This window comes from Pseudomonas sp. GW821-FHT12A04, from assembly GCF_058807755.1.
Genome location: NZ_JBXAQZ010000022.1, coordinates 42,311 through 65,387 on the forward strand (window position 1 = coordinate 42,311; position 23,077 = coordinate 65,387).

Below are 23,077 nucleotides of genomic sequence, written 5' to 3' on the forward strand. Positions count from 1 at the left end.
TTTAAGGAATAAGCAATGCTCCAACTGATCCTCGGCGGCGCCCGTTCCGGCAAGAGTCGCCTGGCTGAAAAGCTCGCCATCGACAGCGCCCTGGCCGTGACCTACATCGCCACCAGCCAGCCACTGGACGGAGAAATGAGCGAGCGGGTGGCCCATCACCGCGCCCGTCGTCCTGCCGAATGGGCCTTGATCGAAGAACCGGTGGAACTGGCCCGGGTGCTGCGTGAGTCCGCCCGTGTCGACCGTTGCCTGCTGGTGGATTGCCTGACCCTGTGGCTGACCAATCTGCTGATGCTCGACGATACCGAGCGCTTGCACGCCGAGCGTGATGCCTTGCTGGACTGCCTGGCGTCGCTGCCGGGTGAAATCATTTTTGTCAGCAACGAGACCGGCATGGGTGTCGTGCCGCTGGGCGAATTGACTCGCCGCTATGTCGATGAAGCCGGTTGGCTGCATCAAGCTCTGGCTGAGCGTTGTCAGCGTGTCGTCCTGACCGTCGCCGGCCTGCCCCTGACTCTGAAAGGAACTGCGTTATGACTCAATCCTGGTGGCTGAACCCGTGCAAGCCGGTCGATACCCAAGCGGTCGAACAGGCCCAGGCACGGCAACAGCAACTGACCAAGCCGGCCGGCTCCCTCGGTCAGCTGGAAGCGCTGGCGGTGCAGCTGGCGGGATTGCAGGGGCGGGTCAAGCCAAGCCTGGAGCAGGTGTGGATCGCGATTTTTGCCGGCGACCATGGCGTCGTCGCCGAGGGCGTGTCGGCGTTTCCCCAGGAAGTCACCGGGCAGATGCTGCTCAACTTCGTCAGCGGTGGCGCGGCGATCAGCGTGCTGGCGCGGCAACTGGGCGCTTCCCTTGAGGTGGTGGATCTTGGCACGGTGACGCCGTCGCTAAACCTGCCGGGCGTGCGCCATCTGAATGTCGGCCCGGGCACCGCGAATTTTGTACAGGGACCGGCCATGACCCAGGCCCAGGGGCAACTCGCTTTGCAGGCCGGTCGTGACAGCGTGCAGCGGGCAATTGCCGCCGGTGCGCAGTTGTTTATCGGTGGCGAAATGGGCATCGGTAACACCACCGCTGCCAGTGCATTGGCGTGTGCGCTACTCGATTGCCCGGTGGTGCATCTGACCGGTCCTGGCACCGGGCTCAATGCCGAAGGTGTCAGCCACAAGGCCCAGGTCATCGAGCGCGCCCTGGCATTGCATGGCGCGCAGCGTGGCGATGCCTTGCAGACCCTGTTCAACCTCGGCGGTTTTGAGATCGCTGCGCTGGTCGGTGCCTATCTTGCGTGTGCCCAGGAAGGTGTCGCGGTGCTGGTGGACGGCTTCATTTGCAGCGTCGCGGCACTGGTTGCGGTGCGCTTGAATCCAGAGTGTCGTCAGTGGCTGTTGTTCGGTCATCGCGGCGCCGAGCCGGGGCATCGTCATGTGCTGGAAACCCTGGATGCGCAACCCTTGCTCGATCTCGGCCTGCGGCTTGGTGAAGGCAGTGGTGCGGCGTTGGCTGTGCCGCTGCTGCGCCTGGCTTGCGACCTGCACGGGCAAATGGCGACCTTTGCCGAAGCCGCCGTGGCAGATCGTCCGGCATGACCTTGCGCGTGGATCTGTTGCGTCACGGTGAAACCGAACTCGGCGGCGGCCTGCGCGGCAGTATCGATGATGCGTTGACCGACACGGGCTGGGCGCAGATGCGCGCCGCCGTGGTCGGGCAAGGGCCGTGGGATCGGCTGGTCAGTTCGCCGTTGCAGCGTTGTGCGCTGTTTGCCGAGGAACTCGCTGCGCAACTGGGTGTGCCGTTGCAACTGGACAAAGACCTGCAAGAGTTGCATTTCGGCGCTTGGGAAGGACAGAGCGCGGCGGCGTTGATGGAGACCGACGCGCAGGCCCTGGGTTTGTTCTGGGCCGATCCCTATTCGTTCACGCCGCCTCAGGGTGAGCCGGTTGCAGACTTTTCGGCACGGGTGCTGGCAGCGCTGGAGCGTTTGCACGCGACCTGTGCCGGTGAGCGCATTCTGCTGATCAGCCATGGCGGTGTGATGCGTCTGTTGCTGGCACAGGCGCGCGGGCTGCCACGGGAGCAACTGCTCAACGTTGAGGTCGGGCATGGCGCGCTGTTTTCGCTGACGGTGGAGCCTGCGGGCGTGTTGAAGGAAGTGCCCTGACCATGCTGCCATTCTGGATCGCCCTGCAATTTCTCAGCAGCCTGCCGATTCGCCTGCCCGGAATGCCTGAGCCCCGGGAACTGGGGCGGTCGTTGCTGTTTTATCCGCTGGTGGGATTGCTCTTTGGCGCGATTCTGTGGGCAGTCAACTGGCTGTTGCTGGGTACACCAACCTTGCTGCACGCGGCGCTGTTGCTGAGCCTTTGGGTGCTGCTCAGCGGCGGCTTGCATCTCGATGGCCTGGCGGACAGCGCCGATGCCTGGCTCGGCGGTTTTGGCGACCGTGAGCGCACGCTGACCATCATGAAAGACCCGCGCAGCGGGCCGATCGCCGTGGTGACGCTGGTCCTGGTGTTGTTGCTTAAATTCACCGCACTGCTGGCGTTGATCGAGCAGCCGCATTCGCTGGCCTTGATCATCGTGCCGTTGATCGGTCGCAGCGCATTGCTCGGCTTGTTCCTGACTACGCCCTATGTGCGTGCCGGTGGCCTGGGCCAGGCATTGGCCGATCATCTTCCGCGTTCGCCGGGCAAGCAGGTGTTGGCGGTCAGCGCATTGGCTTGTGTGTTGATCGCCGGCGTCAGTGGAGCGCTGGCGGTGGTGTTGGCGGCGCTGGGGTTTGTCTGGCTGCGCCAGGTAATGCTTCGGCGTCTGGGTGGCACGACAGGGGACACGGCGGGCGCGATGCTGGAGTTGCTGGAAGTTGCAGTGCTGGTAGGCTTGGCGTTGGCCTGATCGGGTTGTGTTGAATGTTCCGGCCTCTTCGCGGGCAAGCCCGCTCCCACATTGGAATGCGATCAACTGTGGGAGCGAGCTTGCTCGCGATGGCGATCTACAGGACACCGCCCAATCACTGAACAAACCCCATGCCACTTGATTTAACCGACTCGCGGGTATATACACGCACCATGCTCGATTCCCAATGTTTATGCATCAACCTGCGTCGCGCCGCCCGTGGCGTCAGCAGGCACTACGACGGCGCTCTCGACGGCTTCGGGATCAACGTTGCGCAGTATTCTTTGCTGTGCAATCTGCAGCGTCTGGATCAGCCGAGCATCTCGACCCTGGCCGAGGCCATGGGCCTGGACCGCAGCACCCTGGGGCGCAATTTGCGGGTGCTGGAGGGTGATGGCCTGGTGACGCTGGTCGAGGGCGAGGACATGCGCAATCGCATCGTCCTGCTGACCGAGGCCGGGGCAGAGCGTCTCAAGGCGGCCTTGCCGGCCTGGGAAGCCGCACAGCAACGCTTGATCGATCGCTTGGGCGCCGAGAAGCGTGAAACCTTATTGAAGCTGCTGGACGAACTGGCATGATGCCGGTTTTTTCGATCTTAAGCGGGTATATACCCGCTATTGGAGAATAACAATGACATCGATGTGGCGTACTTGCGGCTGGGTTCTGTTGGGGAGTGCGCTGATCCTTGCGTTGTCTCTGGGGGTTCGACATGGCTTCGGGCTGTTTCTGGCGCCGATGAGTGCCGAGTTCGGCTGGGGCCGTGAAGTCTTTGCCTTCGCCATCGCCCTGCAAAACCTGATCTGGGGCCTCGCCCAGCCATTCACCGGTGCCCTGGCCGACCGCTTCGGCGCAGCGAAAGTGGTGCTGATCGGTGGCGTCCTGTACGCGGCCGGGCTGATTTGCATGGGGCTCTCCGACTCGGCGATGACCCTGTCCCTGAGCGCCGGCCTGCTGATCGGCATCGGACTGTCGGGTACGTCGTTCTCGGTGATCCTGGGGGTGGTCGGCCGCGCGGTGCCACCGGAAAAACGCAGCATGGGCATGGGGATCGCGAGTGCGGCCGGTTCGTTCGGCCAGTTCGCGATGTTGCCCGGCACGCTCGGTTTGATCGGATGGCTTGGCTGGTCCGCGGCGCTGCTGGCGCTGGGCTTGCTGGTGGCGTTGATCGTGCCGCTGGTTGGCATGCTCAAGGACAAGCCGCTGCCCGTCCTGGGCCACGAACAGACCCTTGGCGAAGCGCTGCGCGAAGCCTGCTCCCATTCCGGCTTCTGGTTGCTGGCGTTCGGCTTTTTCGTGTGCGGATTCCAGGTGGTGTTCATCGGTGTGCACCTGCCGGCCTATCTGGTGGATCAACACCTTCCGGCGACGGTCGGCACCACGGTGCTGGCACTGATCGGCCTGTTCAACATCTTCGGCACCTATACCGCGGGATGGCTCGGCGGGCGCATGTCCAAGCCGCGTTTGCTCACCGGGTTGTACTTGCTGCGGGCGGTGGTCATTGCTTTGTTCCTGTGGGCACCGGTGACCACCACCACGGCTTATCTTTTCGGCATGGCCATGGGTTTTTTGTGGCTGTCGACGGTGCCATTGACCAACGGTACGGTGGCGACCTTGTTTGGTGTGCGAAACCTGTCCATGCTCGGCGGGATTGTTTTCCTGTTTCACCAACTCGGTTCGTTCCTGGGCGGCTGGTTGGGTGGCGTGGTGTATGACCGAACCGGGAGTTATGACTTGATCTGGCAAGTGGCGATTCTCTTGAGCCTGTTGGCCGCTGCCCTCAACTGGCCGGTGCGTGAGCGGCCGGTAGAGCGTCTGCAATCACAAATGAGTGCGATATGAACAACCTTTGGCCACGGATCGCTGTAGCCGCCGTCTGCGCCTTATTGCTGGCGTTGTCGTGGTGGGGCTGGCATCAGGGCGGGCTGGCGCTGATGCAGTTGGGCATGGGTGCTTGCTAGCGAGCGGCGAGGGCGAGTAACGTCGCTTTTGACGAATTATCAAGGGTGCACCGACATGCTGATGCGCTGGATTGCAGTCCCCGCGTTGCTGGTGGCGTTTACCGGGCTGGCCTACGCGGCCGAGTGCCCGGAGCTGTTGCAAGGATCACTGCAAAAGCTGCGCGCCAAGGAATCCATCGATTTGTGCCAGCGCTTCGCCGGTAAACCGTTGGTGGTGGTCAATACCGCAAGCTTCTGTGGCTTTGCTCCGCAGTTCAAAGGCCTTGAGGCGCTGAACCAGCGCTTCAAGGATCAAGGGCTGGAGGTAATTGGCGTTCCGTCCAATGACTTCAAGCAGGAGTCAAAGGATGGTGCCGAGACTGCCAAGGTCTGCTACGTCAACTATGGTGTGACCTTCACCATGACCGAGCCGCAAAGGGTTCGCGGCGAGGATGCGACGCACTTGTTCAAGGTCCTCGCCAGTCAAAGCAGCGCGCCGAAGTGGAATTTCTACAAGTATGTGGTGGACCGCCAAGGCAAGGTGATCGCCAATTTCTCCAGCCTGACCAAGCCGGACGATCCCGAGTTCATTGCGGCGGTGGAAAAGGCCCTGGCTTCGCCACCACTTGTTTCGACCCCCTGACCTGTAGGAGCGAGCTTGCTCGCGAAAATCTCAAGGCGCCTCGTTCATCCAGTAAACACACGTCATCGTTCGCGTCCATCGCGAGCAGGCTCGCTCCTACAAATGAAAAGCCCCGCCTCCGTGAGGAGAGCGGGGCTTTTTTGATTCCGATGGCGAGCGGTTCAGGCTCGCCGGGAATCATCAGAAGCGGTAGGTCGCACCTAGACCGAAACCGTTCGCGTAGTTGTCATACTTGGCGTTGTAGGTCTGGCCATGGTCGTCGCCGTTGACCTTGACCGATTCCTCGCGCAGGTACGAGTACGCCAGGTCGATGGTCAGGTCGTCGGTCGGGCTCCAGCCGGCGCCCACGCTGAAAATCGTGCGATCGCCAGTCGGGATGCGTGGGGAACGGTCGACGTTGTTGGTCGGTGCCTGGTCAACGGACAGGCCGGTACGCAGTACCCATTGCTTGTTCAACTGGTAGGACGCGCCGATGGCGTGAGCCCAGGTGTCGTGCCAGTTCTGTTCTTCGGTGATGGTGCCGAACTGGCCGTTCAGAACCGCCGGAACACCTGTGTTTTCAACGGTGATTTCTTTCAGGCGGCTCCAGCGGGTCCAGGTGCTGCCTGCGTAAAGAGTCCACTTGTCGTCGAGCTGGTGAGTGACCGAAAAGTCCACCGATTCAGGCGTGGTCACATCCAGCGAAGCGTCGTATTTCTGGCTCGGGTTCTGGCCGACCAGGCCGAGCAGGTTGTAGTTGACCTTGGTGTCACCCTCGAGCTTGTACTTCACTTTCGAGTGGTAGGTCAGGCCGACACGGGTGCTGTCGGTGGCTTGGACCAGCACGCCGATGTTGTAGCCCAGGGCGGTGTCGTCACCCTTGATCTTGACATGACCATCGGGCAAATTCGTTAAGGTCGGCAAGGCCGTTATGTTCGATTCCAGGCTGCCGTCGATGCGGTTGATGGTCGGGCCGAAACCGATGGAAACCTTGTCGTTGAAGGCGTAGCTGACAGTCGGTTGCACGGTGACGATCTTGACTTCGCTCTTGCTGCCGAAGTAACGACCCTCAAAGCCGTTTTCGTAGTCGGTTACCAGGCCGAACGGGGCGTATATGCCAATACCGAAGGCCCAATGGTCGTCGATTGGCTTGACGTAGTAACCCATGGGCACGGCGATGAACGGAACCATGTCGCCGTCATTGCTGCCACGGTTGTTCGGGGAGGAGCTTGCGTGGCTGATGTCAGTGTGTGCGTCGATCATCGCAACACCGCCGGTAACTTGTTCGCGCTTGATGCGCGACATGCCGGCAGGGTTGCCAAAAATGGTGGATGCGTCGTCGGCAGAGGAAGATCGCCCGGCAAAACCTGACCCCATCCCGCTGATGCTTTGTTCGTTGAGGGCAAAGCCACTTGCAAAGATCTGGGTGGATGCCATGGCAACGGCGAGACTAATGGTGGTTTTGAGCATTACTTTTTTCATTATTAGAACTCCTGGTGATCACCGGGGCGAAAATTACCAACATTTTCGTTCCGGCGCCATAGGCTGTATGCCTTGATTTAGAGCGGTTTTGTAGGACAATCCGACCAGAATCGCGGCGTGTTACGCGATCTTTGGATCCAAGGGTGTCAGCAGGCTACCTGATTCAGGGGTGAAACACAGGTTTGCCAGGCGCAGGTGAAATCACGCAGACGTCCCTGGGGCTGAAATGTCTGGCGCCAGATTCTGGCCATACCCAGCAAATCATCAGGGGCGGGGAGGGGGGTGTTCTGTTCTTCCACCAGCAGCCAGGCGATGGCTGTGGCGTAACGCAGGTTGACGGTCAACTCGAGGTGCGGGCCACTCAGGAACGCATGCTGGCTGGCCAGGCCGCGGACCAGGCTCGCACGCTCCGGATCAAGGGCCAGGTAATGGTCCCAAAGGGCCTGGTGACGGGGCTCGGCGATGCGGTACAGGCCGTGCCCACGGCGGTCATGCAGGGCGGAACCAAGGGCGGACTGGCTGGCGGCAATGCCCAGCAGCAGGGATTCGGCCGTAGCGCTATGTTGTCCGAGATAGATTAATGTCGGACGAATCACATAACGGCACAGTTCGCTGGCAGCGATACCCATAAAACCCTCGAAACCTGAAATGGACGGCGACACCTGAAGGGGGGCTTGGCAGCTGTGAATCGGCTCAGGCTCGCCGCAAGCGGGTCAAGCCGCTTGAGTTGAAGTGTAGTGTCATATTCGCGCTGTAAAGGCCTGTTTTTAAAATATTTCCAGCGATCAGTTATAACCGTTATATCGGATCGTGCTTAGTCGTGATTCGAGGAAAGGGAAATATCGGGCAATAAAAAGCCCCGCTTTTCGGGCAGGGCTTTTGGGTTTTTCAGCCTTTCTGGCGTTTCAGGCAACCAGTGCCTGACGGGTACGCTCGATCACGGCCTGCAGCGGCTCGGCGCTGGAGTATTGATCGGGGTACAGGCGTTCGCTGTGACGAGCGATACCGTGTTCGTTGACCAAGGTGAAGCTGAAGCAGCCTTTGCGAGCGGCCATGATCAGGCAGTTCATTGGTGCAAAAGCGTTGGTTAGGGTGCGAATGGCATCCTGAGTCTGGATTTGAGTAGACATTATTGGGTGTTCCTACAAATGACACGGATAAGAACCGTGCAACGTTAAAACGTTCCAGTAACGTCGATCACCATTGATCGAACGAAGAACCCGACTGGAACAAAGCAGCCAGTTTGAAGCGCTGATAAGTTGGCGCGCTTGGGCTGGCAGGTAGGTACTTAGGAGGGCAGGCAACACATCGAGGGCAAAGGTTCTGGGCCCGGGGTGAAGATCCTGATCAATTTGCAGGTTGGTTCGAGCAGAGTAGGCAGGCGGAGCAACATCCTTTGCTTTCGATTCAAAGGTTGTGTTGGCGCAAGATTTACCTGGAAACCATCGAGGTGGTCGATCCCGCTTGTTCGGTGGAGGCTTCCGTCGGGAAGGCTGACCGGGGGGATTTGTTCGACCAGAATTGACTTTCAGCTTGGTACTAACGCCGCGGATACTAACGGATTGAACTGGTCAATGGAAGTGTGGTAGCGAAAAAAGTTTCCTGGCCGGTGCCTGATCGGGCTGTTTTGTCTTGTGGAGGCGCGCATAAAGCTGCAAGGCCTGGGATTCATGCGCCCTGTTTCGGGACAAAATCCGACCATCGGTCATCGACGTTTGTAGCCGCGCAGCCGTCTGGACACCGGGTTTGCCAGGGCTTATCCCCAGGCATGACAAAAAAATGCGCCGAAAAAGTGCATGGATATAACCATCGTAAAGGCACTTGTGCACATTAGTTGCGCGGTCTGTCACCCCGCTGTCATCTCACGTTCAAGCGTAATGGCTGCCTGTAACCAAAATTTAAGTCAATGAAAAACATCGCTTTTTTTTACTGGTGAAAAAATCGTCAGTTTGACTGCGAGCCCCATTCCACAGGGCTTTGAGCGAGTTCAAGGGCGGTTGTCCACTGAGTTATCCACAGCTTCTGTGGATTGTCCCGAGCGCTTGCTCTAGGACGGGCGTGCCGGGATATTTTCAGCTTTACCTGTAAGAAAAAGAGAGTAAAGTTGCGCGCCTTCTGATCTGCCCCACAGTGCTTTATGAAGTTTCGCTCAGCCCCTGTTTCCTCTTCCTCCACACCGCCCTCTGTTGCCCCTACCAAGCGCTTTTCCATGCGCGTGGCGGAGTGGCTGTTGGACAGTCCGCATCTGGGCGAAAACCGTAACGTCAAACACATCGCCGGACGTTTGCTCAAGCAACCGGCCCGTGAAGGCGTGGTGGCTGCGCAAAGTCGCCTTGGCCAGTTGATGTGCCGCGAATGCGGGAATGCCCGGGACCGCCGGATCGGTCAGGACCTGCTGCGTCAGGCCGCTCGGGCAGGCGATCACCGCGCTCAACAGGAACTGGGGCTGATCGAAGACTGAGCTGTCCAAGACCGGACGCCTTGGTTAACCTTCAGGCTTTATCCGAATGGCAGGAGTGGCTATGGCAATGGACTTGACCAGCGTATTGCTGGGGCTGGCAGCGGCTGCGTTGCCGTTGCTGGTATTGGCCTGGCAACTTCAGCGTCGGGCCAGCACCACGCAAGCCGATGTCGCGCTGCTGCAAGAACGCCTGGCCATGGCGCAACTGGCGCAGGACGGATTGAATGCACAACTCGAATCCAGCCGCGATGAAGCGGCTGATCTGACCCAGGCCAACGCCGCCAAACAGGCCGATCTGGCTGCGCTGCGTCGTGAAGTCGAATTGCTGCAGATCGAGCGCGACGACGCCCGGGACGCCGCCCATGCGTGGAATATCGAACGCGCCGGCAAAGAAGCCGAATTGCGCCGTCTGGATGCCCAGGCCGCGTCGCTCAATGCCGAATTGCGCGAGCAACAGGACAGCCATCAGCAACGCCTCAACGACCTGCAAGGTTCGCGAGACGAGTTGCGCGCGCAGTTTGCCGAGCTGGCGGGGAAAATTTTCGATGAGCGCGAGCAGCGTTTTGCCGAAACCAGCCAGCAGCGCCTGGGGCAGTTGCTCGATCCACTCAAGGAACGCATCCAGTCCTTCGAAAAACGTGTCGAGGAAAGCTATCAGAACGAGGCCCGTGAGCGTTTCTCCCTGGCCAAGGAGCTGGAGCGCTTGCAACAGCTGAATTTGCGCTTGAGCGATGAAGCCACCAACCTGACCCGTGCCTTGAAAGGGCAGAAGACCCAGGGCAATTGGGGCGAGCTGATTCTTGAGCGCGTGCTCGAGCATGCGGGGCTGGAGAAGGGCCGCGAGTACCAGACTCAGGTCAATCTCAAGGGGCCGGACGGCGAGCGCTTCCAGCCGGACGTGATCATTTATCTGCCGGGCGACAAGCAGGTGGTGGTCGACTCCAAGGTCAGCCTGACGGCCTATCAGCAATACGTCGCGGCTGAGGACGAGGCCATCGGCCAGATCGCCATCAAGCAGCACGTCCTGTCGTTGCGCAATCACGTCAAAGGCCTGGCCGGCAAGGATTACAAGCGCCTCGATGGCTTGCACAGCCTGGATTTCGTGTTGCTCTTCGTGCCGATCGAGGCGGCGTTTTCTGCCGCGTTGCAGGCTGAGCCGACGCTGTTTCAGGAGGCATTCGACCGCAATATCGTGATCGTCAGCCCCACTACGTTGCTGGCGACCCTGCGGGTCATCGACAGCCTGTGGAAACAGGAGCGCCAGAGCCAGAATGCCCGGGAAATCGCCGAGCGGGCCGGGTGGCTGTACGACAAGTTCGTGCTGTTCATCCAGGATCTGGACGAGGTCGGCAATCGCCTGCAGCAACTGGACAAGGCCTACAGTTCGGCACGCAACAAGCTGACAGAGGGTCGCGGCAACCTGGTCAGTCGCAGTGAACAACTCAAGCTGCTGGGCGCGCGGGCGAGCAAGAGTCTGCCGGCGGACTTGCTGGAGCGGGCGATGACCGATGTGGATGGATTGGTCGAGTTGCCGGAGTAGCCCCGGGTGAGCGTGGACCTTGTGGCGAGGGGGCTTGCCCCCGTTCGGCTGCGCAGCAGTCGTCAGTCCGGCAACGCGTTTTATCTGAAGAGGCTCATTGAATGGTTTGGGGCCGCTACGCAGCCCAACGGGGGCGAGCCCCCTCGCCACAGGAGGCTGTGTTGAACCTCGTTACAACGGTATGTACCTGCTCAACAACGCCCGCAACGCCGCCGGTTTCACCGGTTTGGCCAAGTAATCCAGCCCCGCGGCATGCACCAGGTCGACCGTCTCCGGCCGGCCATCGGCGCTGATCACCACGCCAGGGACCGGCTCGCCCATTTGCGTGCGCAACCAGGCCATCAAATCGGTTCCGGTCTCGCCATGATCGAGGTGGTAGTCCACCAGCGCCAATTGCGGGCGCATGCCTTCGCCCAGCAACGCGGCGCATTCCTCGCGATTGCGCGCGGTCCAGACCTGGCAACCCCAGCGGCTGAGCAGGCTGTTCATGCCGATCAGGATGCTGTCTTCATTGTCGATACACAGCACCTGCGCGCCATTGAGCAATTTGCCATTGAGCTCGGCGACCTTGACCGGCGCGGCGGTTTGCGCCCGGGCCAGCGGCACACTGACGCTGAACACGCTACCGCGTCCCGGCCAGGAGCGTACGCGCAAGGTATGACCGAGCACGCGACATAGCCCGTCGGCAATCGCCAGCCCCAGGCCGAGGCCTTTTTCGGCTCGGGTCTGGTGGCTGTCGAGGCGCTTGAACTCTTCGAAAATCACCTGCAATTTATCTTCCGGAATACCTGGCCCGCGGTCCCAGACTTCCAGGCACAGTTGCTCCTTGTGCCGGCGAACCCCCAGTAGTACCGGCCCTTTGCCGTAGCGGAAAGCGTTGGTCAGGAAGTTCTGCAAAATCCGTCGCAGCAATTTGATGTCGCTGTCGACCCGTAACGTGCTTGCGCGAACCCGGAACTCCAGTTTTTGCTCTCGCGCCAGCACCTTGAACTCTGTACCGAGGGTATCGAACAGTTCGTTGAGGGCGAATGGCTGGCGATTCGGATTGATCTTGCCGTTTTCCAGGCGGGAAATGTCCAGCAAGTCGCTGATCAAGTCCTCGGCCGAGCGCAGCGAGCTGTCCAGGTGTTCGACCAGTTTCTGCGCTTCGCCGGACAAACCATCTTCCTGATGGGAGAGGGCGGCGGAGAACAGCCGCGCCGCATTCAACGGTTGCATCAAGTCATGGCTGACGGCCGCGAGGAAACGGGTCTTGGACTGGTTGGCCGCCTCGGCGGTGCCTTTGGCTTCGGTCAGGGCAACGTTGAGCTGCGACAATTCGTGGGTCCGTTCGGTGACCCGTTGCTCCAGGCCTTCGTTGGCTTCGGTCAGTGCCTGTTCGGCTTCGCGGAACGCGGTGATGTCGGTGAAACTCATGACGAAGCCGCCGCCGGGCATCGGGTTGCCGATCAGTTCGATCACCCGGCCATTGGGGAACATCCGCTCGGAAGTATGCGCGCGGCCCTGACGCATCCAGTGCAGGCGGCGGGCAACGTGCACTTCGGCTTCGCCGGGGCCGCACAATCCGCGCTCGGCGTTGTAGCGAATGATGTCGGCAATGGGGCGGCCGATACTGATCAAGCCGTCCGGGTAATTGAACAGTTCAAGATAGCGACGGTTCCAGGCCACCAGTTTCAACGACTGGTCGACCACGCTGATGCCCTGGGTGATGTTCTCGATGGCGCCTTGCAGCAAGGCGCGGTTGAATTGCAGCACCTCCGAGGCTTCGTCGGCGATGCGCACGACGTCCTCCAGTTGCATCTCGCGGCCTTCAATGGCGGCTTTTACCACCGCGCGGGTCGAAGAGGCACCAAGCACACCGGCCAGCAAGCGTTCGGTGTGGGAGATCCATTCACTGTCGGCGTTCTGGTTCGGGTTGAAGCCCTTGCCCTGGCGATAGGCAAAACGGATGAAGCTTTGACGGGCGCGTTCTTCGCCGACGAAGCGCGCCGCCAGTTGCAGCAGGTCATTGATCTGCACTGCCAGCATCGAGCGTGCGCTGGGGCGGGCGCTGATTTCCTGGCCGATGAAGCGGCCTGCCTGCCAGTGCTCGGAAACCCGGGTGCGGGACAGCACCGAGACCCAGGCGAACAATGTGAAGTTGCCTGCCAGCGACAGCACCACGCCCTGGGTCAGCGGGGTGATCGGCAGGTTCAGTGGATTGCTGTGCAACCAGGCCAGCCCCGGGAACGTGTTCAAGGACAGGCCGAGGCTGAGGGCGGCAATCGGCAGGATCAAGGTGTAGAACCACAGGAAGGTGCCTGCGGCGAGGCCAGCGAAAACGCCGCGGCGGTTGGCCTGTTTCCAGTACAGGGCACCGAGCATGGCGGGGGCCAGCTGGGTCACGGCAGCGAAGGCGATCTGGCCGATGGTCGCCAGGCTGGCGGTCGAGCCCAGCAGGCGATAACTGACATAGGCCAGCAGCAGAATCACCACGATGCTGACGCGTCGCACCGACAGCATCCACTGGCGGAACACTTCGAACGGGCGCTCGGCGTTGTTGCGACGCAGCAGCCAAGGCAGCAGCATGTCGTTGGACACCATGGTCGACAGCGCCACGCTGGCCACGATCACCATGCCGGTGGCGGCCGATGCGCCACCGATAAACGCCAGCAGAGCCAACGCCGGATGCGCCTGGGCCAGGGGCAGGCTGATGACGAACGAGTCGGGCAACACCGAACTGGGCAGCATCATCTGGCCGGCCAGGGCGATCGGCACGACAAACAAGGCGGCGAGGGCAAGGTAGGCCGGGAATACCCACTTGGCCAGGCGCAGATCCTGGGGATCGATGTTCTCGACAACGGTCACGTGGAACTGCCGTGGCAGGCAAATGATCGCCATCATCGCCACACCGGTCTGCACCACCATCGACGGCCAGTTGATGGTTTCCTTCCAGTACTGTTCAAGGCGCGGCGCAAGCATGGCCTGGTCGAACAGGTCGTCGAAACCGTCGTACAGGCCATAGGTCACGAAGGCGCCGACGGCGAGAAACGCGAACAGCTTCACCAATGATTCGAAGGCGATGGCCAGCACCATGCCGCGGTGGTGCTCCGTGGCGTCGAGGTTGCGGGTACCGAAGACGATGGTGAACAGCGCCAGCACTAGCGACACAATCAGAGCGGTGTCCTGGGCGCGGGTGCCCATGGCGTCGGCACCGGCGCCGATAAGCAGGTTCACGCCGAGCACGATGCCTTTGAGCTGTAGCGCAATGTAGGGCAACACACCGACCAGGCAAATCAGCGCCACCACCACCGCCAGCGACTGGGATTTGCCATAGCGTGCGGCGATGAAGTCGGCGATCGAGGTGATGTTCTCCTGTTTGCTGATCATCACCATTTTTTGCAGGACCCACGGCGCGCCGACCAGCAACAGGATCGGCCCGAGGTAGATCGGCAGGAACGACCAGAGCTGTTCGGCGGCCTGGCCCACGGCGCCGAAAAAGGTCCAGCTGGTGCAGTAGACCGCCAGCGACAGGCTATACACCCACGCTCGCACACGCGGCGGCAAGGGCGCGCTGCGACGGTCGCCATAGAAGGCGATGGCGAACAGGATGGCCATATAGGCCAGGGCGACGACGGCAATCAGCCCGGTGGACAGCGACATGGGGACTCCAGACAAAAGACATCCGGACCTCCCGCCCGGACAGACAGTCTCGCACGACCGCCAGCGTTAGTCAGTGTCGACCAAGGTCGTGGCGTGGCGGGGTGTCGCAGGGGGATTTGCAGTGTCTGGACGGGCCCCATCGCGAGCAAGCTCGCTCCCACATTTGCCCTGTGTTCGCCCCCCCCTGTGGGAGCGAGCTTGCTCGCGATAGGGGACTTACTGGCTGAATGCGATCTCGATCAACCGATGCAACTCTTCGACCTCCAGCGGCGCCTCGGCAAACAGGATGCGAAACACCGTCGGCGCGGCGATCAAATTGATCAACCGATCGACACTGGGCCTGGGCTCATCCGGATAGCGATCCAGAATCGTCTGCAATTGCCCGCCAATGATGGTCGCGCAATAACTCGGCTTCAGTGCCGCCTGCACGTCGCACAGCATGTTGCGGCCGGGCTCGGAACTCATTTCGTCCAGGTACTGCTCCGCCCAGGCCCGCACGTCGCCGTGAAGGCTGCCGGTATTGGCCGGTTCGTTGTCGGGCTGCATGCGGGCGAGGGCGACGTCTGCCAGTAGCGCCGACACATCGCCCCAGCGTCGATAGATGGTGGACGGCGTGACGCCCGCGCGCGCTGCAATTTGCGGCACCGTCACGCTGGCGCGGTCCTGCTCCTCAAGGAGTTGACGCACGGCCGAATGAATCGACTCTTGCACCCGGGCGCTGCGGCCGCCGGGGCGTAATGTGGGAGCTGTCATCTTGTGTTTCCTGTATTGCACCGGATCTTGCGGCTGGCAACCGGTCCCTAAAGCCATGCATCGGACCTTAACACAAAGAATTTGCTTTAAGAGGGATCCAGTAGCACACTCCGCAAAAGCAAAAAATTAGCTTTTGTGGAGTGTGTCGATGCCCGGTTCTCATTCAAATCGTGCCAGCCTGTGGTTTCTGGCCGTTACCTTGCTCAGTTTCCTGGCGGCCTCCACTGCGCCAACCCCGCTGTATCACCTGTATCAGGAGCAGATGCAGTTTTCGGCTGCGACCCTGACCCTGATTTTCGGCGTGTACGCCCTCAGCCTGTTGGCGGCGTTGCTGACAGTCGGCTCGCTCTCGGATTACCTGGGGCGCAAACCGGTGATCTTTACGGCGGTGATGCTGAACATCCTGGCGATGTTGCTGTTTATCCATGCCGACAGCGTCGCCTGGCTGATCAGTGCCCGGGTGCTGCAGGGGTTCGCCACCGGCATGGCAACCGCGGTTCTGAGTGCAACGCTGCTCGACACCGACCGCGAGCAGGGGCCGCTGGTCAACAGCGTCGCGCCTTTACTCGGGATGGCTCTGGGGGCGCTGGGTTGTGGTGTGTTGGCCGAGTTCGCCCCCGCGCCGCTGCATTTGACCTTCTGGCTGCTGCTGGCCCTATTCGCGATGCAGGCCGTGTATGTCTGGCGATTGCGGGAAAGCGTCTCGCGCCAGCCCGGTGTGTGGGCCTCATTGCGACCGACCCTGCATGTGCCGGCTCAGGCACGTTCCACTTTGTGGCGGGTGTTGCCGCTCAACACGGCGGTCTGGGCGCTCGGCGGTTTTTACGCGTCGCTGGCACCTTCGCTGGTGCGCACGGCGACTGGCTCGACCTCGAATCTGATTGGCGGGGCGACCGTCGCCGCCTTGACGGTGACCGGCGCCCTGATGATTTACACCCTGCGCAATCAGGCTGTGACCAAGGCGCTGCAACTGGGCGCCTGTTCGCTGCCGGCGGGAGTCGCCCTGATTCTACTGGGCGTGCACAGCGCCAGTTTGCCGCTGTTTTTCCTCGGAACGCTGGTCGCCGGTTGCGGTTTCGGCGCCGGTTTCCTCGGGGCGGTGCGTAGTCTGGTGCCGCAGGCCTTGCCCCATGAGCGCGCCGGGTTGATGTCGGCATATTATGCGCTGAGTTATCTGGCGTTCTGCCTCCCGGCGCTACTGGCCGGGAACCTGGAGCGGACGTTTGGTCTGGTGGCAACGACCGATGGTTATGGTGCGATGCTGATTGTGCTGGCTCTCAGCGCAATGGCGAGTCTACTGCGATCACGTTCGGCCAGGGTCTGCGAGGCCAACCGGTAGAATTGAGTTAGCCTTGGCACCCACTCAATTCACTCGAAGGATCGGACCATGAAGATCATCCGCAGCAAGTCGTTCACTGGCGAGCGTGCCTGGGCCGCGCTGGAAATCGCCAGCATGAACGGCATCACCACGCGGTTGCACTGGACCGATCAACCCTACAAGTGGCACGTCAACGATGGCGAGGAAGTGTTCGTGGTGCTCGATGGCCAGGTCCGGATGCGTTATCGCGAAGAGGGGGTGGAGCAGGAGGCTTTGCTGGAGGTCGGTGATATTTTTTATGCTTCGGTTGGCACTGAACATGTGGCGCATCCGGTAGGAGCGGCTCGGATATTGGTGATCGAATCGGAAGGGAGTGTCTGACGCCATATAAGTGATATCGATAAGATATAGAGATATTATCCGTTATATAGATATTCTATTCGGATCTAACATGGGCTCAACCTCACGAGAGGACAGGAGTACGCCATGACATGCGCCAATAGCATCAAGCCCGGAATCAAACCTTTCAGTCACTTGCAGCATCCCCGCGAGGTGATCCGCCAGTTCACCCCCAACTGGTTCGCGGCCACCATGGGCACCGGCGTGCTGGCGTTGGCACTGGCGCAGCTGCCGGTTGCCACACCTGCCTTGCACGCCTTTGCCGAAGCCCTCTGGCTGTTCAATATCGCTCTGTTCCTGCTGTTTACGGCGCTATACACGGCGCGTTGGGTGCTGTTTTTCGACGAGGCGCGGCGGATTTTCGGCCATTCCACGGTTTCGATGTTTTTCGGCACCATCCCCATGGGGCTGGCGACCATCATCAATGGCTTCCTGGTGTTTGGCCTGCCGCGCTGGGGCGACGGTGTGATTCACCTCGCCGAGGTGCTGTGGTGGCTGGATGTGGCCATGTCGCTGGCCTGTGGCGTGCTGATTCCCTACATGATGTTCACCCGTCAGGAGCACAGCATTGACCAGATGACAGCGGTCTGGCTGTTGCCGGTGGTCGCGGCAGAAGTAGCGGCCGCCAGCGGGGGCCTGTTGGCGCCGCATTTGGCAGATGCTCATTCGCAACTTGTGGTGCTGGTGACCAGCTACGTGCTCTGGGCGTTTTCCCTGCCGGTGGCCTTCAGCATCCTGACCATTCTGTTGCTGCGCATGGCCCTGCATAAACTGCCCCACGAAAACATGGCCGCCTCGAGCTGGCTGGCCCTTGGCCCGATCGGCACCGGTGCGCTGGGCATGCTGGTACTGGGCGGCGATGCACCGCTGATTTTCGCGGCCAACGGCATGCCGGGAATCGGTGAGATTGCCGCTGGACTGGGTCTGGTGGCCGGCATCACCCTGTGGGGCTTCGGCCTGTGGTGGATGCTGATGGCGTTGCTGATCACTGTGCGCTACCTGCGTGCCGGCATTCCCTTCAATCTTGGCTGGTGGGGCTTCACTTTCCCGCTGGGCGTCTATTCTCTGGCGACGTTGAAACTGGCCAGTATCTTGAGCCTGATGTTCTTCAGTGTGTTTGGCTGCGTGCTGGTGGCGTTGCTGGCGGTGATGTGGCTGATCGTCGGCAAGCGCACGGTGCTGGGCGCCTGGCGTGGCGAGCTGTTTGTCTCGCCGTGCATTGCCGGATTGAAGAAATAACCGGCAAAGATTAGGTAAGGTGTGGCCTGGATCGACTTTTGATAATCCAATAAGAATCCAGGCCACTCGCTACCTAACATCAGGGACACATGGAAGATGAGTCACCCCTCACAGTTCACCTTGCTGCGCACCCGGCGCTTCCTGCCGTTCTTCATCACCCAGTCCCTCGGGGCGTTCAACGACAACGTGTTCAAGCAGTCGTTGATCCTGGCCATTTTGTACAAACTGACCATCGAAGGTGACCGCTCTGTCTGGGTCAATCTGTGTGCGCTGCTGTTTATCCTGCCGTTTTTCCTGTTCTCGGCCCTGGCCGGGCAATTCGGGGAAAAGTTCGCCAAGGACGCGTTGATCCGCCTGATCAAGCTTGGGGAAATCGCCATCATGGCGGTCGGCGCCGTCGGCTTCATGTTCGATCACCTGTCGTTGATGCTGCTGGCGCTGTTCGCCATGGGCACCCATTCGGCGCTGTTCGGGCCGGTGAAGTACTCGATCCTGCCGCAGGCCCTGCGGGAAGATGAGCTGGTAGGCGGCAACGGCCTGGTGGAAATGGGCACCTTCCTGGCGATCCTGGCCGGTACCATTGGCGCCGGGGTTATGATGTCTTCGGCGCATTACGCGCCGGTGGTGTCCACGGCGATCATCGGCATTGCCGTGCTCGGCTACCTGGCCAGCCGCAGCATTCCCCGGGCGGCGGCGGCCACGCCGCAAATGCGCCTGAACTGGAACATTTTCAGCCAGTCCTGGGCCACGTTGAAGCTGGGCCTGGGGCAAACACCGGCGGTGTCACGCTCGATTGTCGGCAACTCTTGGTTCTGGTTTGTCGGGGCGATTTACCTGACGCAGATCCCGGCCTATGCCAAGGAATGGATGCACGGCGACGAAACCGTTGTGACGCTGATTCTGACGGTGTTCTCGGTCGGCATCGCATTGGGTTCGATGCTGTGCGAGAAACTCTCCGGGCGCAAAGTCGAGATTGGTCTGGTGCCGTTCGGATCGTTCGGCCTGACCGTTTTCGGCCTGCTGCTGTGGTGGCATTCCGGCTCAATACCGGAAAGCGCCGCCGGCCATGGCTGGATCGAGATCCTCGGTTTTGGCCACGCCTGGCTGGTGTTGCTCGACATCCTCGGCCTGGGTGTCTTCGGCGGTTTCTATATCGTGCCGCTTTACGCGCTGATCCAGTCGCGTACCGCCGAGAACGAGCGGGCGCGGGTGATTGCCGCCAACAACATCCTCAATGCGTTGTTCATGGTGGTGTCGGCGATTGTCTCGATCGTCTTGCTGAGTGTGGCCAAGCTGTCGATCCCGCAACTGTTCCTGGTGGTGTCGTTGCTGAACATCGGCGTCAACGCCTACATCTTCAAGATCGTCCCCGAATTCACCATGCGTTTCATGATCTGGCTGCTCAGCCATTCTATGTACCGCGTGGAACATCGCAATCTGGATTTGATTCCCGATGAAGGCGCGGCGTTGCTGGTGTGCAATCACGTGTCATTCGTCGACGCCTTGCTGATTGGCGGCGCAGTACGTCGGCCGATTCGCTTTGTCATGTACTACAAGATCTACAACCTGCCGGTGCTGAACTTCATCTTCCGTACCGCGGGGACGATTCCGATTGCCGGGCGCCAGGAAGACATCCAGATATATGAACAAGCCTTCACGCGCATTGCCCGGTATCTGAAGGACGGTGAGCTGGTGTGCATTTTTCCCGAGGGTAAATTGACCGCCGATGGCGAGATCGACGAGTTCAAGGGCGGCTTGACGCGGATTCTCGAAGAGACCCCGGTGCCGGTGATTCCGTTGGCTTTGCAGGGGTTGTGGGGGAGTTTCTTCAGCCGCGATCCGGGTAAAGGGCTGTTTCGCCGGTTGTGGTCGCGGGTGACGTTGGTGGCAGGGCCGGCGGTGGCGGTTGAGGTGGCGGAGCCGGTCAAGTTGCAGGCGTTGGTGGGGGATTTGCGTGGGGCCGTCAGATAGCGGTTGTTTGCGCGGGCCGCTTCGCGAGCAGGCTCGCTCCCACAAGGGATCCACGGTGTGTCGCAGATTGTCGCAACACCTTCGATTCCTGTGGGAGCGAGCTTGCTCGCGATGGCGGTCTGAAAGTTAAGCGCTGACCTTCAGGCCAACGAGCCCGGAAATGATCAACGCCACACTCGCCAACCGCACCAGCGCCATGGACTCGCCAAACAGAATGATCCCGGCGATCACCGTGCCTACGGCGCCGACACCGGTCCAGATCGCATAGGCCGTACCCAGCGGCAATTCCTTCATCGCAAGGCCGAGCAAACCAAGGCTGATAGCCATGGCCGCAACGGTCAACACAGTGGGGAGCGGGCGGGTGAAGCCGTCGGTGTACTTGAGGCCGACGGCCCAGCCCACTTCGAACAGGCCGGCGAAAAACAGAATGATCCAGGACATGAAGACCTCCATCGTCTGACGGGGTCGTCCCCTGATTAATGACTCGATCGAGCCGCGAGGTCGTCCCCGCGTTGCGCAATATAGTGCCCAGCATTAACCCGGGGATCAAGTTTTCAACTCAGTTACTGGCCTGTTGCGCCGCCATTTCCCGATCCTGCTTCTCGCTCATGCGGCGGAAATACGTCGAAAGTAATGCCCCGGAAATGTTGTGCCACACGCTGAACAAGGCGCTCGGCACCGCCGCCAGTGGCGAGAAGTGTGCACTCGCCAATGCGGCACCCAATCCGGAGTTCTGCATGCCGACTTCCAGGGCCAGGGACTTGCGCTGGGCCAGAGGCAGCTTGAACAGGCGCCCGGTGAAGTAGCCCAGCAGGTAGCCGAAGCTGTTGTGCAGCATGACCACGGCCATGATCAACAGACCGGACTCTGCGATCTTCGCCTGGCTGGCGGCGACGACTGCGGTGACGATGATCACGATGCTGACCACCGACACCAGCGGCAACACGTCTACGGCATGGCGAACCTTGTCGCCGAGCACCCGTTGGGCAACCACGCCCAGCACGATCGGCAATAGCACCACTTGCAGGATCGACCAGAACAACTCCATGAACGACACCGGCAACCAGGCCGAGGCCAGCAGCCAGATCAGGGCTGGGGTCAGCAGCGGGGCGAGAAGGGTGGTGACGGCGGCGATGGCCACCGACAGCGCCAGGTCGCCACGGGCCAGCCAGGTCATCACGTTCGACGAGGTACCGCTTGGGCAGCAGCCGACCAGAATCACGCCGACGGCGATTTCCGGCGGCAAGTGGAACACCTGGCAGAGCAACCACGCCACGCCCGGCATGATCACGAAATGGGCAACCACGCCCAGGGCCACGCGCCAAGGATGGCGAGCGACTTCGGCGAAGTCTTCGAGTTTGAGGGTCAGGCCCATGCCGAACATCACCAGCCCCAGCAAGGGCACGATGGCGCCTTTGAGGCCGATGAACCATGCCGGCTGCAGAAACGCCACGACAGCGAAAATCAGTACCCAGTAAGCGAAGGTGTTGCCGACAAAACGACTTAATGCAGCCAGTGCGCGCATGGCCTGATCCTTATTTTAAGTGACTCTACAACCCCCCCCTGTAGGAGCGAACTCGCTCGCGATGGTGTGTCAGACAAAGAGGGGCTACTGACACTCCATCGCGAGCAAGCTCGCTCCTACATTAGAGATCAAAAGGCGTTAGATCCCCTGCGGAGTCTCTTCGCCACCCAGCGCTTCAACCAGCGCCGGCAGGAAGTCGCCGAAGGTCAGCATCATCAGGGTGAAGCTGGCGTCCAGTTGGCCCAGGGCTTCGTCGCCGCCGTCCTGTTCCGCCTGGTCTTGCAGCAGGTCTTCGAACTTCAGGCGCTTGACCACCATTTTGTCGTCGAGGATGAAGGACAGTTTGTCCTGCCAAGCCAGGGACAGTTGAGTGACCACTTTGCCGGTGCTCAGGTGCAGCTGGATTTCTTCGCTGGTCAGGTCCTGGCGCTTGCAACGCACGATGCCGCCGTCTTCGTGGGTGTCGCGCAGTTCGCACTCGTCCAGCACAAAGAAGTCGTCCGCGGCTTTCTGGGTGGTGACCCACTCGGTCATGGTCGCGGTCGGGGACATCTTCACGGTCAGCGGACGCACCGGCAGGGTGCCGATCACTTCACGCAGGGTCGACAGCAAGTCTTCGGCGCGTTTCGGGCTGGCCGAGTTGACCAGGATCAGGCCCTGTTTCGGCGCGATGGCGGCGAAGGTCGACGAGCGGCGGATAAAGGCGCGGGGCAGGAAGGCCTGGATGATTTCATCCTTGATCTGATCGCGCTCCTTCTTATAGACCTTGCGCATTTGCTCGGCTTCGATCTCTTCGACCTTTTCCTTGACGGCGTCACGCACGACGCTGCCTGGCAAAATACGTTCTTCCTTGCGCGCGGACACCAGCAGGAAGTCACCGCTGACGTGTACCAGTGGCGCATCTTCGCCTTTGCCGAATGGCGCGACGAAACCGTAGGTGGTCAACTCCTGGCTTGCACATGGGCGCGCCAGTTTGGTGGCCAGTGCAGTTTCCAACGCCTCGGCATCAACAGGCAGATCTTGGGTCAGGCGATAGATAAGCAGGTTTTTGAACCACATGGGGTGAGTCTCTCCTTTATACAAAGGGGGGCATTATTGTCTTCGCCGTGCCATAGGCCAACCTTTCTCTAAGCCTTTGGAAGGGCTGAGAAAATTATTTTAAAAAGTTCTTGCCAGAGGTTGGGTCGCTCCGTAGAATGCGCGCCACACCGAAGCGAAGGGTGATTAGCTCAGCTGGGAGAGCGTCTGCCTTACAAGCAGAATGTCGGCGGTTCGATCCCGTCATCACCCACC

22 protein-coding genes and 1 tRNA gene are annotated in these 23,077 nt (G+C 60.7%); 15 read left to right on the forward strand and 8 right to left on the reverse strand.

Going from position 1 to position 23,077, the window contains the following annotated elements; translation table 11 throughout:
• Positions 1–15: 15 nt before the first annotated feature.
• The 8 genes from cobU to AC1RS8_RS26960 all read left to right on the forward strand — a co-directional run bounded on the left by cobU (position 16) and on the right by AC1RS8_RS26960 (position 5,475).
• A complete protein-coding gene (gene cobU, locus AC1RS8_RS26925) occupies positions 16–537 on the forward strand; it encodes a bifunctional adenosylcobinamide kinase/adenosylcobinamide-phosphate guanylyltransferase (RefSeq protein WP_489340042.1) in 522 nt (173 codons plus the stop codon).
• The gene (gene cobT / locus AC1RS8_RS26930; protein WP_489340043.1) at positions 534–1,589 is read left to right on the forward strand and encodes a nicotinate-nucleotide--dimethylbenzimidazole phosphoribosyltransferase; all 1,056 of its coding nucleotides are present in this window, start codon (positions 534–536) and stop codon (positions 1,587–1,589) included. The genes cobU and cobT overlap by 4 nt, the downstream gene beginning before the upstream one ends.
• The gene (gene cobC, locus AC1RS8_RS26935) at positions 1,586–2,161 is read left to right on the forward strand and encodes an alpha-ribazole phosphatase family protein (RefSeq protein ID WP_489340044.1); all 576 of its coding nucleotides are present in this window, start codon (positions 1,586–1,588) and stop codon (positions 2,159–2,161) included. Before cobT ends, cobC begins: the two co-directional genes overlap by 4 nt.
• 2 nt (positions 2,162–2,163) lie before the next feature.
• Positions 2,164–2,895, forward strand: coding sequence for an adenosylcobinamide-GDP ribazoletransferase (locus tag AC1RS8_RS26940; RefSeq protein WP_154860729.1), 732 nt, complete (start codon positions 2,164–2,166; stop codon positions 2,893–2,895).
• 173 nt (positions 2,896–3,068) lie between these two features.
• Positions 3,069–3,473, forward strand: a complete 405-nt coding sequence (locus AC1RS8_RS26945; protein ID WP_046037619.1) for a MarR family winged helix-turn-helix transcriptional regulator — start codon at positions 3,069–3,071, stop codon at positions 3,471–3,473.
• Between the two features lie 52 nt (positions 3,474–3,525).
• Positions 3,526–4,734, forward strand: coding sequence for an MFS transporter (locus AC1RS8_RS26950; RefSeq protein WP_057715797.1), 1,209 nt, complete (start codon positions 3,526–3,528; stop codon positions 4,732–4,734).
• Positions 4,731–4,853 (forward strand): hypothetical protein, encoded by a 123-nt coding sequence (locus AC1RS8_RS26955; RefSeq protein WP_008051054.1) that lies wholly within the window; start codon positions 4,731–4,733, stop codon positions 4,851–4,853. The genes AC1RS8_RS26950 and AC1RS8_RS26955 overlap by 4 nt, the downstream gene beginning before the upstream one ends.
• A 55-nt stretch (positions 4,854–4,908) precedes the next feature.
• Positions 4,909–5,475 carry a glutathione peroxidase gene (locus AC1RS8_RS26960; protein ID WP_407515237.1) on the forward strand — a complete coding sequence of 189 codons (567 nt, stop codon included), beginning with the start codon at positions 4,909–4,911 and terminating at the stop codon, positions 5,473–5,475.
• A 180-nt stretch (positions 5,476–5,655) separates the two neighbouring features.
• On the opposite strand, the gene AC1RS8_RS26965 is transcribed toward AC1RS8_RS26960, so the two are convergent.
• The 3 genes from AC1RS8_RS26965 to AC1RS8_RS26975 all read right to left on the reverse strand — a co-directional run bounded on the left by AC1RS8_RS26965 (position 5,656) and on the right by AC1RS8_RS26975 (position 8,066).
• Positions 5,656–6,936 (reverse strand): OmpP1/FadL family transporter, encoded by a 1,281-nt coding sequence (locus tag AC1RS8_RS26965; RefSeq protein WP_057715795.1) that lies wholly within the window; start codon positions 6,934–6,936, stop codon positions 5,656–5,658.
• A gap of 146 nt (positions 6,937–7,082) precedes the next feature.
• A complete protein-coding gene (locus AC1RS8_RS26970) occupies positions 7,083–7,565 on the reverse strand; it encodes a hypothetical protein (RefSeq protein ID WP_057715794.1) in 483 nt (160 codons plus the stop codon).
• 276 nt (positions 7,566–7,841) lie between these two features.
• Positions 7,842–8,066 carry a hypothetical protein gene (locus AC1RS8_RS26975; RefSeq protein WP_008051046.1) on the reverse strand — a complete coding sequence of 75 codons (225 nt, stop codon included), beginning with the start codon at positions 8,064–8,066 and terminating at the stop codon, positions 7,842–7,844.
• A gap of 1,007 nt (positions 8,067–9,073) precedes the next feature.
• Here AC1RS8_RS26975 and AC1RS8_RS26980 point away from each other — a divergent pair.
• Complete coding sequence (locus AC1RS8_RS26980; protein ID WP_079246787.1) at positions 9,074–9,397, forward strand: SEL1-like repeat protein; 324 nt, start codon at positions 9,074–9,076, stop codon at positions 9,395–9,397.
• A gap of 175 nt (positions 9,398–9,572) precedes the next feature.
• Positions 9,573–10,937: a DNA recombination protein RmuC gene (locus AC1RS8_RS26985; RefSeq protein ID WP_162252406.1), complete on the forward strand. Its 1,365-nt coding sequence runs from the start codon at positions 9,573–9,575 to the stop codon at positions 10,935–10,937.
• Between the two features lie 171 nt (positions 10,938–11,108).
• Here the strand turns inward: AC1RS8_RS26985 and AC1RS8_RS26990 are convergent, their stop codons facing one another.
• The gene (locus AC1RS8_RS26990; protein WP_489340045.1) at positions 11,109–14,579 is read right to left on the reverse strand and encodes a hybrid sensor histidine kinase/response regulator; all 3,471 of its coding nucleotides are present in this window, start codon (positions 14,577–14,579) and stop codon (positions 11,109–11,111) included.
• A gap of 216 nt (positions 14,580–14,795) precedes the next feature.
• On the reverse strand, positions 14,796–15,332 hold the full coding sequence (locus AC1RS8_RS26995) for a TetR/AcrR family transcriptional regulator (protein WP_340315149.1): 537 nt from the start codon (positions 15,330–15,332) through the stop codon (positions 14,796–14,798).
• Positions 15,333–15,480: 148 nt separating this feature from the next.
• Here AC1RS8_RS26995 and AC1RS8_RS27000 point away from each other — a divergent pair, with 148 nt between their 5' ends.
• From AC1RS8_RS27000 to AC1RS8_RS27015, 4 genes are all read left to right on the forward strand, one after another.
• Entirely contained in the window at positions 15,481–16,671 is a 1,191-nt protein-coding gene (locus AC1RS8_RS27000; protein ID WP_223532355.1) for an MFS transporter, read from the forward strand.
• 48 nt (positions 16,672–16,719) lie between these two features.
• Positions 16,720–17,031, forward strand: a complete 312-nt coding sequence (locus AC1RS8_RS27005) for a cupin domain-containing protein (RefSeq protein WP_429521374.1) — start codon at positions 16,720–16,722, stop codon at positions 17,029–17,031.
• Positions 17,032–17,136: 105 nt separating this feature from the next.
• Positions 17,137–18,288: a TDT family transporter gene (locus AC1RS8_RS27010; protein ID WP_489340047.1), complete on the forward strand. Its 1,152-nt coding sequence runs from the start codon at positions 17,137–17,139 to the stop codon at positions 18,286–18,288.
• A gap of 96 nt (positions 18,289–18,384) precedes the next feature.
• Positions 18,385–20,259 (forward strand): MFS transporter, encoded by a 1,875-nt coding sequence (locus tag AC1RS8_RS27015; RefSeq protein WP_489340048.1) that lies wholly within the window; start codon positions 18,385–18,387, stop codon positions 20,257–20,259.
• A 126-nt stretch (positions 20,260–20,385) separates the two neighbouring features.
• Here AC1RS8_RS27015 and sugE read toward each other — a convergent pair whose 3' ends face one another.
• From sugE to rdgC, 3 genes are all read right to left on the reverse strand, one after another.
• Positions 20,386–20,700 (reverse strand): quaternary ammonium compound efflux SMR transporter SugE, encoded by a 315-nt coding sequence (sugE, locus tag AC1RS8_RS27020; RefSeq protein ID WP_007977599.1) that lies wholly within the window; start codon positions 20,698–20,700, stop codon positions 20,386–20,388.
• Between the two features lie 118 nt (positions 20,701–20,818).
• The gene (locus AC1RS8_RS27025) at positions 20,819–21,784 is read right to left on the reverse strand and encodes a bile acid:sodium symporter family protein (RefSeq protein WP_150814129.1); all 966 of its coding nucleotides are present in this window, start codon (positions 21,782–21,784) and stop codon (positions 20,819–20,821) included.
• A 138-nt stretch (positions 21,785–21,922) separates the two neighbouring features.
• Positions 21,923–22,843, reverse strand: coding sequence for a recombination-associated protein RdgC (rdgC, locus tag AC1RS8_RS27030; protein WP_489340049.1), 921 nt, complete (start codon positions 22,841–22,843; stop codon positions 21,923–21,925).
• A 159-nt stretch (positions 22,844–23,002) separates the two neighbouring features.
• On the opposite strand from rdgC, the gene AC1RS8_RS27035 reads away from it, so the two are divergent.
• Positions 23,003–23,075 (forward strand) — tRNA-Val (locus AC1RS8_RS27035).
• Positions 23,076–23,077 lie beyond the last annotated feature (2 nt).

Excerpts from the sequence above, each read along its gene's own strand:
- cobU (WP_489340042.1), top strand. The coding sequence starts at position 16 with ATGCTCCAACTGATCCTCGGCGGCGCCCGTTCCGGCAAGAGTCGCCTG.
- cobT (WP_489340043.1), top strand. The coding sequence starts at position 534 with ATGACTCAATCCTGGTGGCTGAACCCGTGCAAGCCGGTCGATACCCAA.
- cobC (WP_489340044.1), top strand. The coding sequence starts at position 1,586 with ATGACCTTGCGCGTGGATCTGTTGCGTCACGGTGAAACCGAACTCGGC.
- AC1RS8_RS26940 (WP_154860729.1), top strand. The coding sequence starts at position 2,164 with ATGCTGCCATTCTGGATCGCCCTGCAATTTCTCAGCAGCCTGCCGATT.
- AC1RS8_RS26945 (WP_046037619.1), top strand. The coding sequence starts at position 3,069 with ATGCTCGATTCCCAATGTTTATGCATCAACCTGCGTCGCGCCGCCCGT.
- AC1RS8_RS26950 (WP_057715797.1), top strand. The coding sequence starts at position 3,526 with ATGACATCGATGTGGCGTACTTGCGGCTGGGTTCTGTTGGGGAGTGCG.
- AC1RS8_RS26955 (WP_008051054.1), top strand. The coding sequence starts at position 4,731 with ATGAACAACCTTTGGCCACGGATCGCTGTAGCCGCCGTCTGCGCCTTA.
- AC1RS8_RS26960 (WP_407515237.1), top strand. The coding sequence starts at position 4,909 with ATGCTGATGCGCTGGATTGCAGTCCCCGCGTTGCTGGTGGCGTTTACC.
- AC1RS8_RS26965 (WP_057715795.1), bottom strand. The coding sequence starts at position 6,936 with ATGAAAAAAGTAATGCTCAAAACCACCATTAGTCTCGCCGTTGCCATG.
- AC1RS8_RS26970 (WP_057715794.1), bottom strand. The coding sequence starts at position 7,565 with ATGGGTATCGCTGCCAGCGAACTGTGCCGTTATGTGATTCGTCCGACA.
- AC1RS8_RS26975 (WP_008051046.1), bottom strand. The coding sequence starts at position 8,066 with ATGTCTACTCAAATCCAGACTCAGGATGCCATTCGCACCCTAACCAAC.
- AC1RS8_RS26980 (WP_079246787.1), top strand. The coding sequence starts at position 9,074 with ATGAAGTTTCGCTCAGCCCCTGTTTCCTCTTCCTCCACACCGCCCTCT.
- AC1RS8_RS26990 (WP_489340045.1), bottom strand. The coding sequence starts at position 14,579 with ATGTCGCTGTCCACCGGGCTGATTGCCGTCGTCGCCCTGGCCTATATG.
- AC1RS8_RS26995 (WP_340315149.1), bottom strand. The coding sequence starts at position 15,332 with ATGACAGCTCCCACATTACGCCCCGGCGGCCGCAGCGCCCGGGTGCAA.
- AC1RS8_RS27000 (WP_223532355.1), top strand. The coding sequence starts at position 15,481 with ATGCCCGGTTCTCATTCAAATCGTGCCAGCCTGTGGTTTCTGGCCGTT.
- AC1RS8_RS27005 (WP_429521374.1), top strand. The coding sequence starts at position 16,720 with ATGAAGATCATCCGCAGCAAGTCGTTCACTGGCGAGCGTGCCTGGGCC.
- AC1RS8_RS27010 (WP_489340047.1), top strand. The coding sequence starts at position 17,137 with ATGACATGCGCCAATAGCATCAAGCCCGGAATCAAACCTTTCAGTCAC.
- AC1RS8_RS27015 (WP_489340048.1), top strand. The coding sequence starts at position 18,385 with ATGAGTCACCCCTCACAGTTCACCTTGCTGCGCACCCGGCGCTTCCTG.
- sugE (WP_007977599.1), bottom strand. The coding sequence starts at position 20,700 with ATGTCCTGGATCATTCTGTTTTTCGCCGGCCTGTTCGAAGTGGGCTGG.
- AC1RS8_RS27025 (WP_150814129.1), bottom strand. The coding sequence starts at position 21,784 with ATGCGCGCACTGGCTGCATTAAGTCGTTTTGTCGGCAACACCTTCGCT.
- rdgC (WP_489340049.1), bottom strand. The coding sequence starts at position 22,843 with ATGTGGTTCAAAAACCTGCTTATCTATCGCCTGACCCAAGATCTGCCT.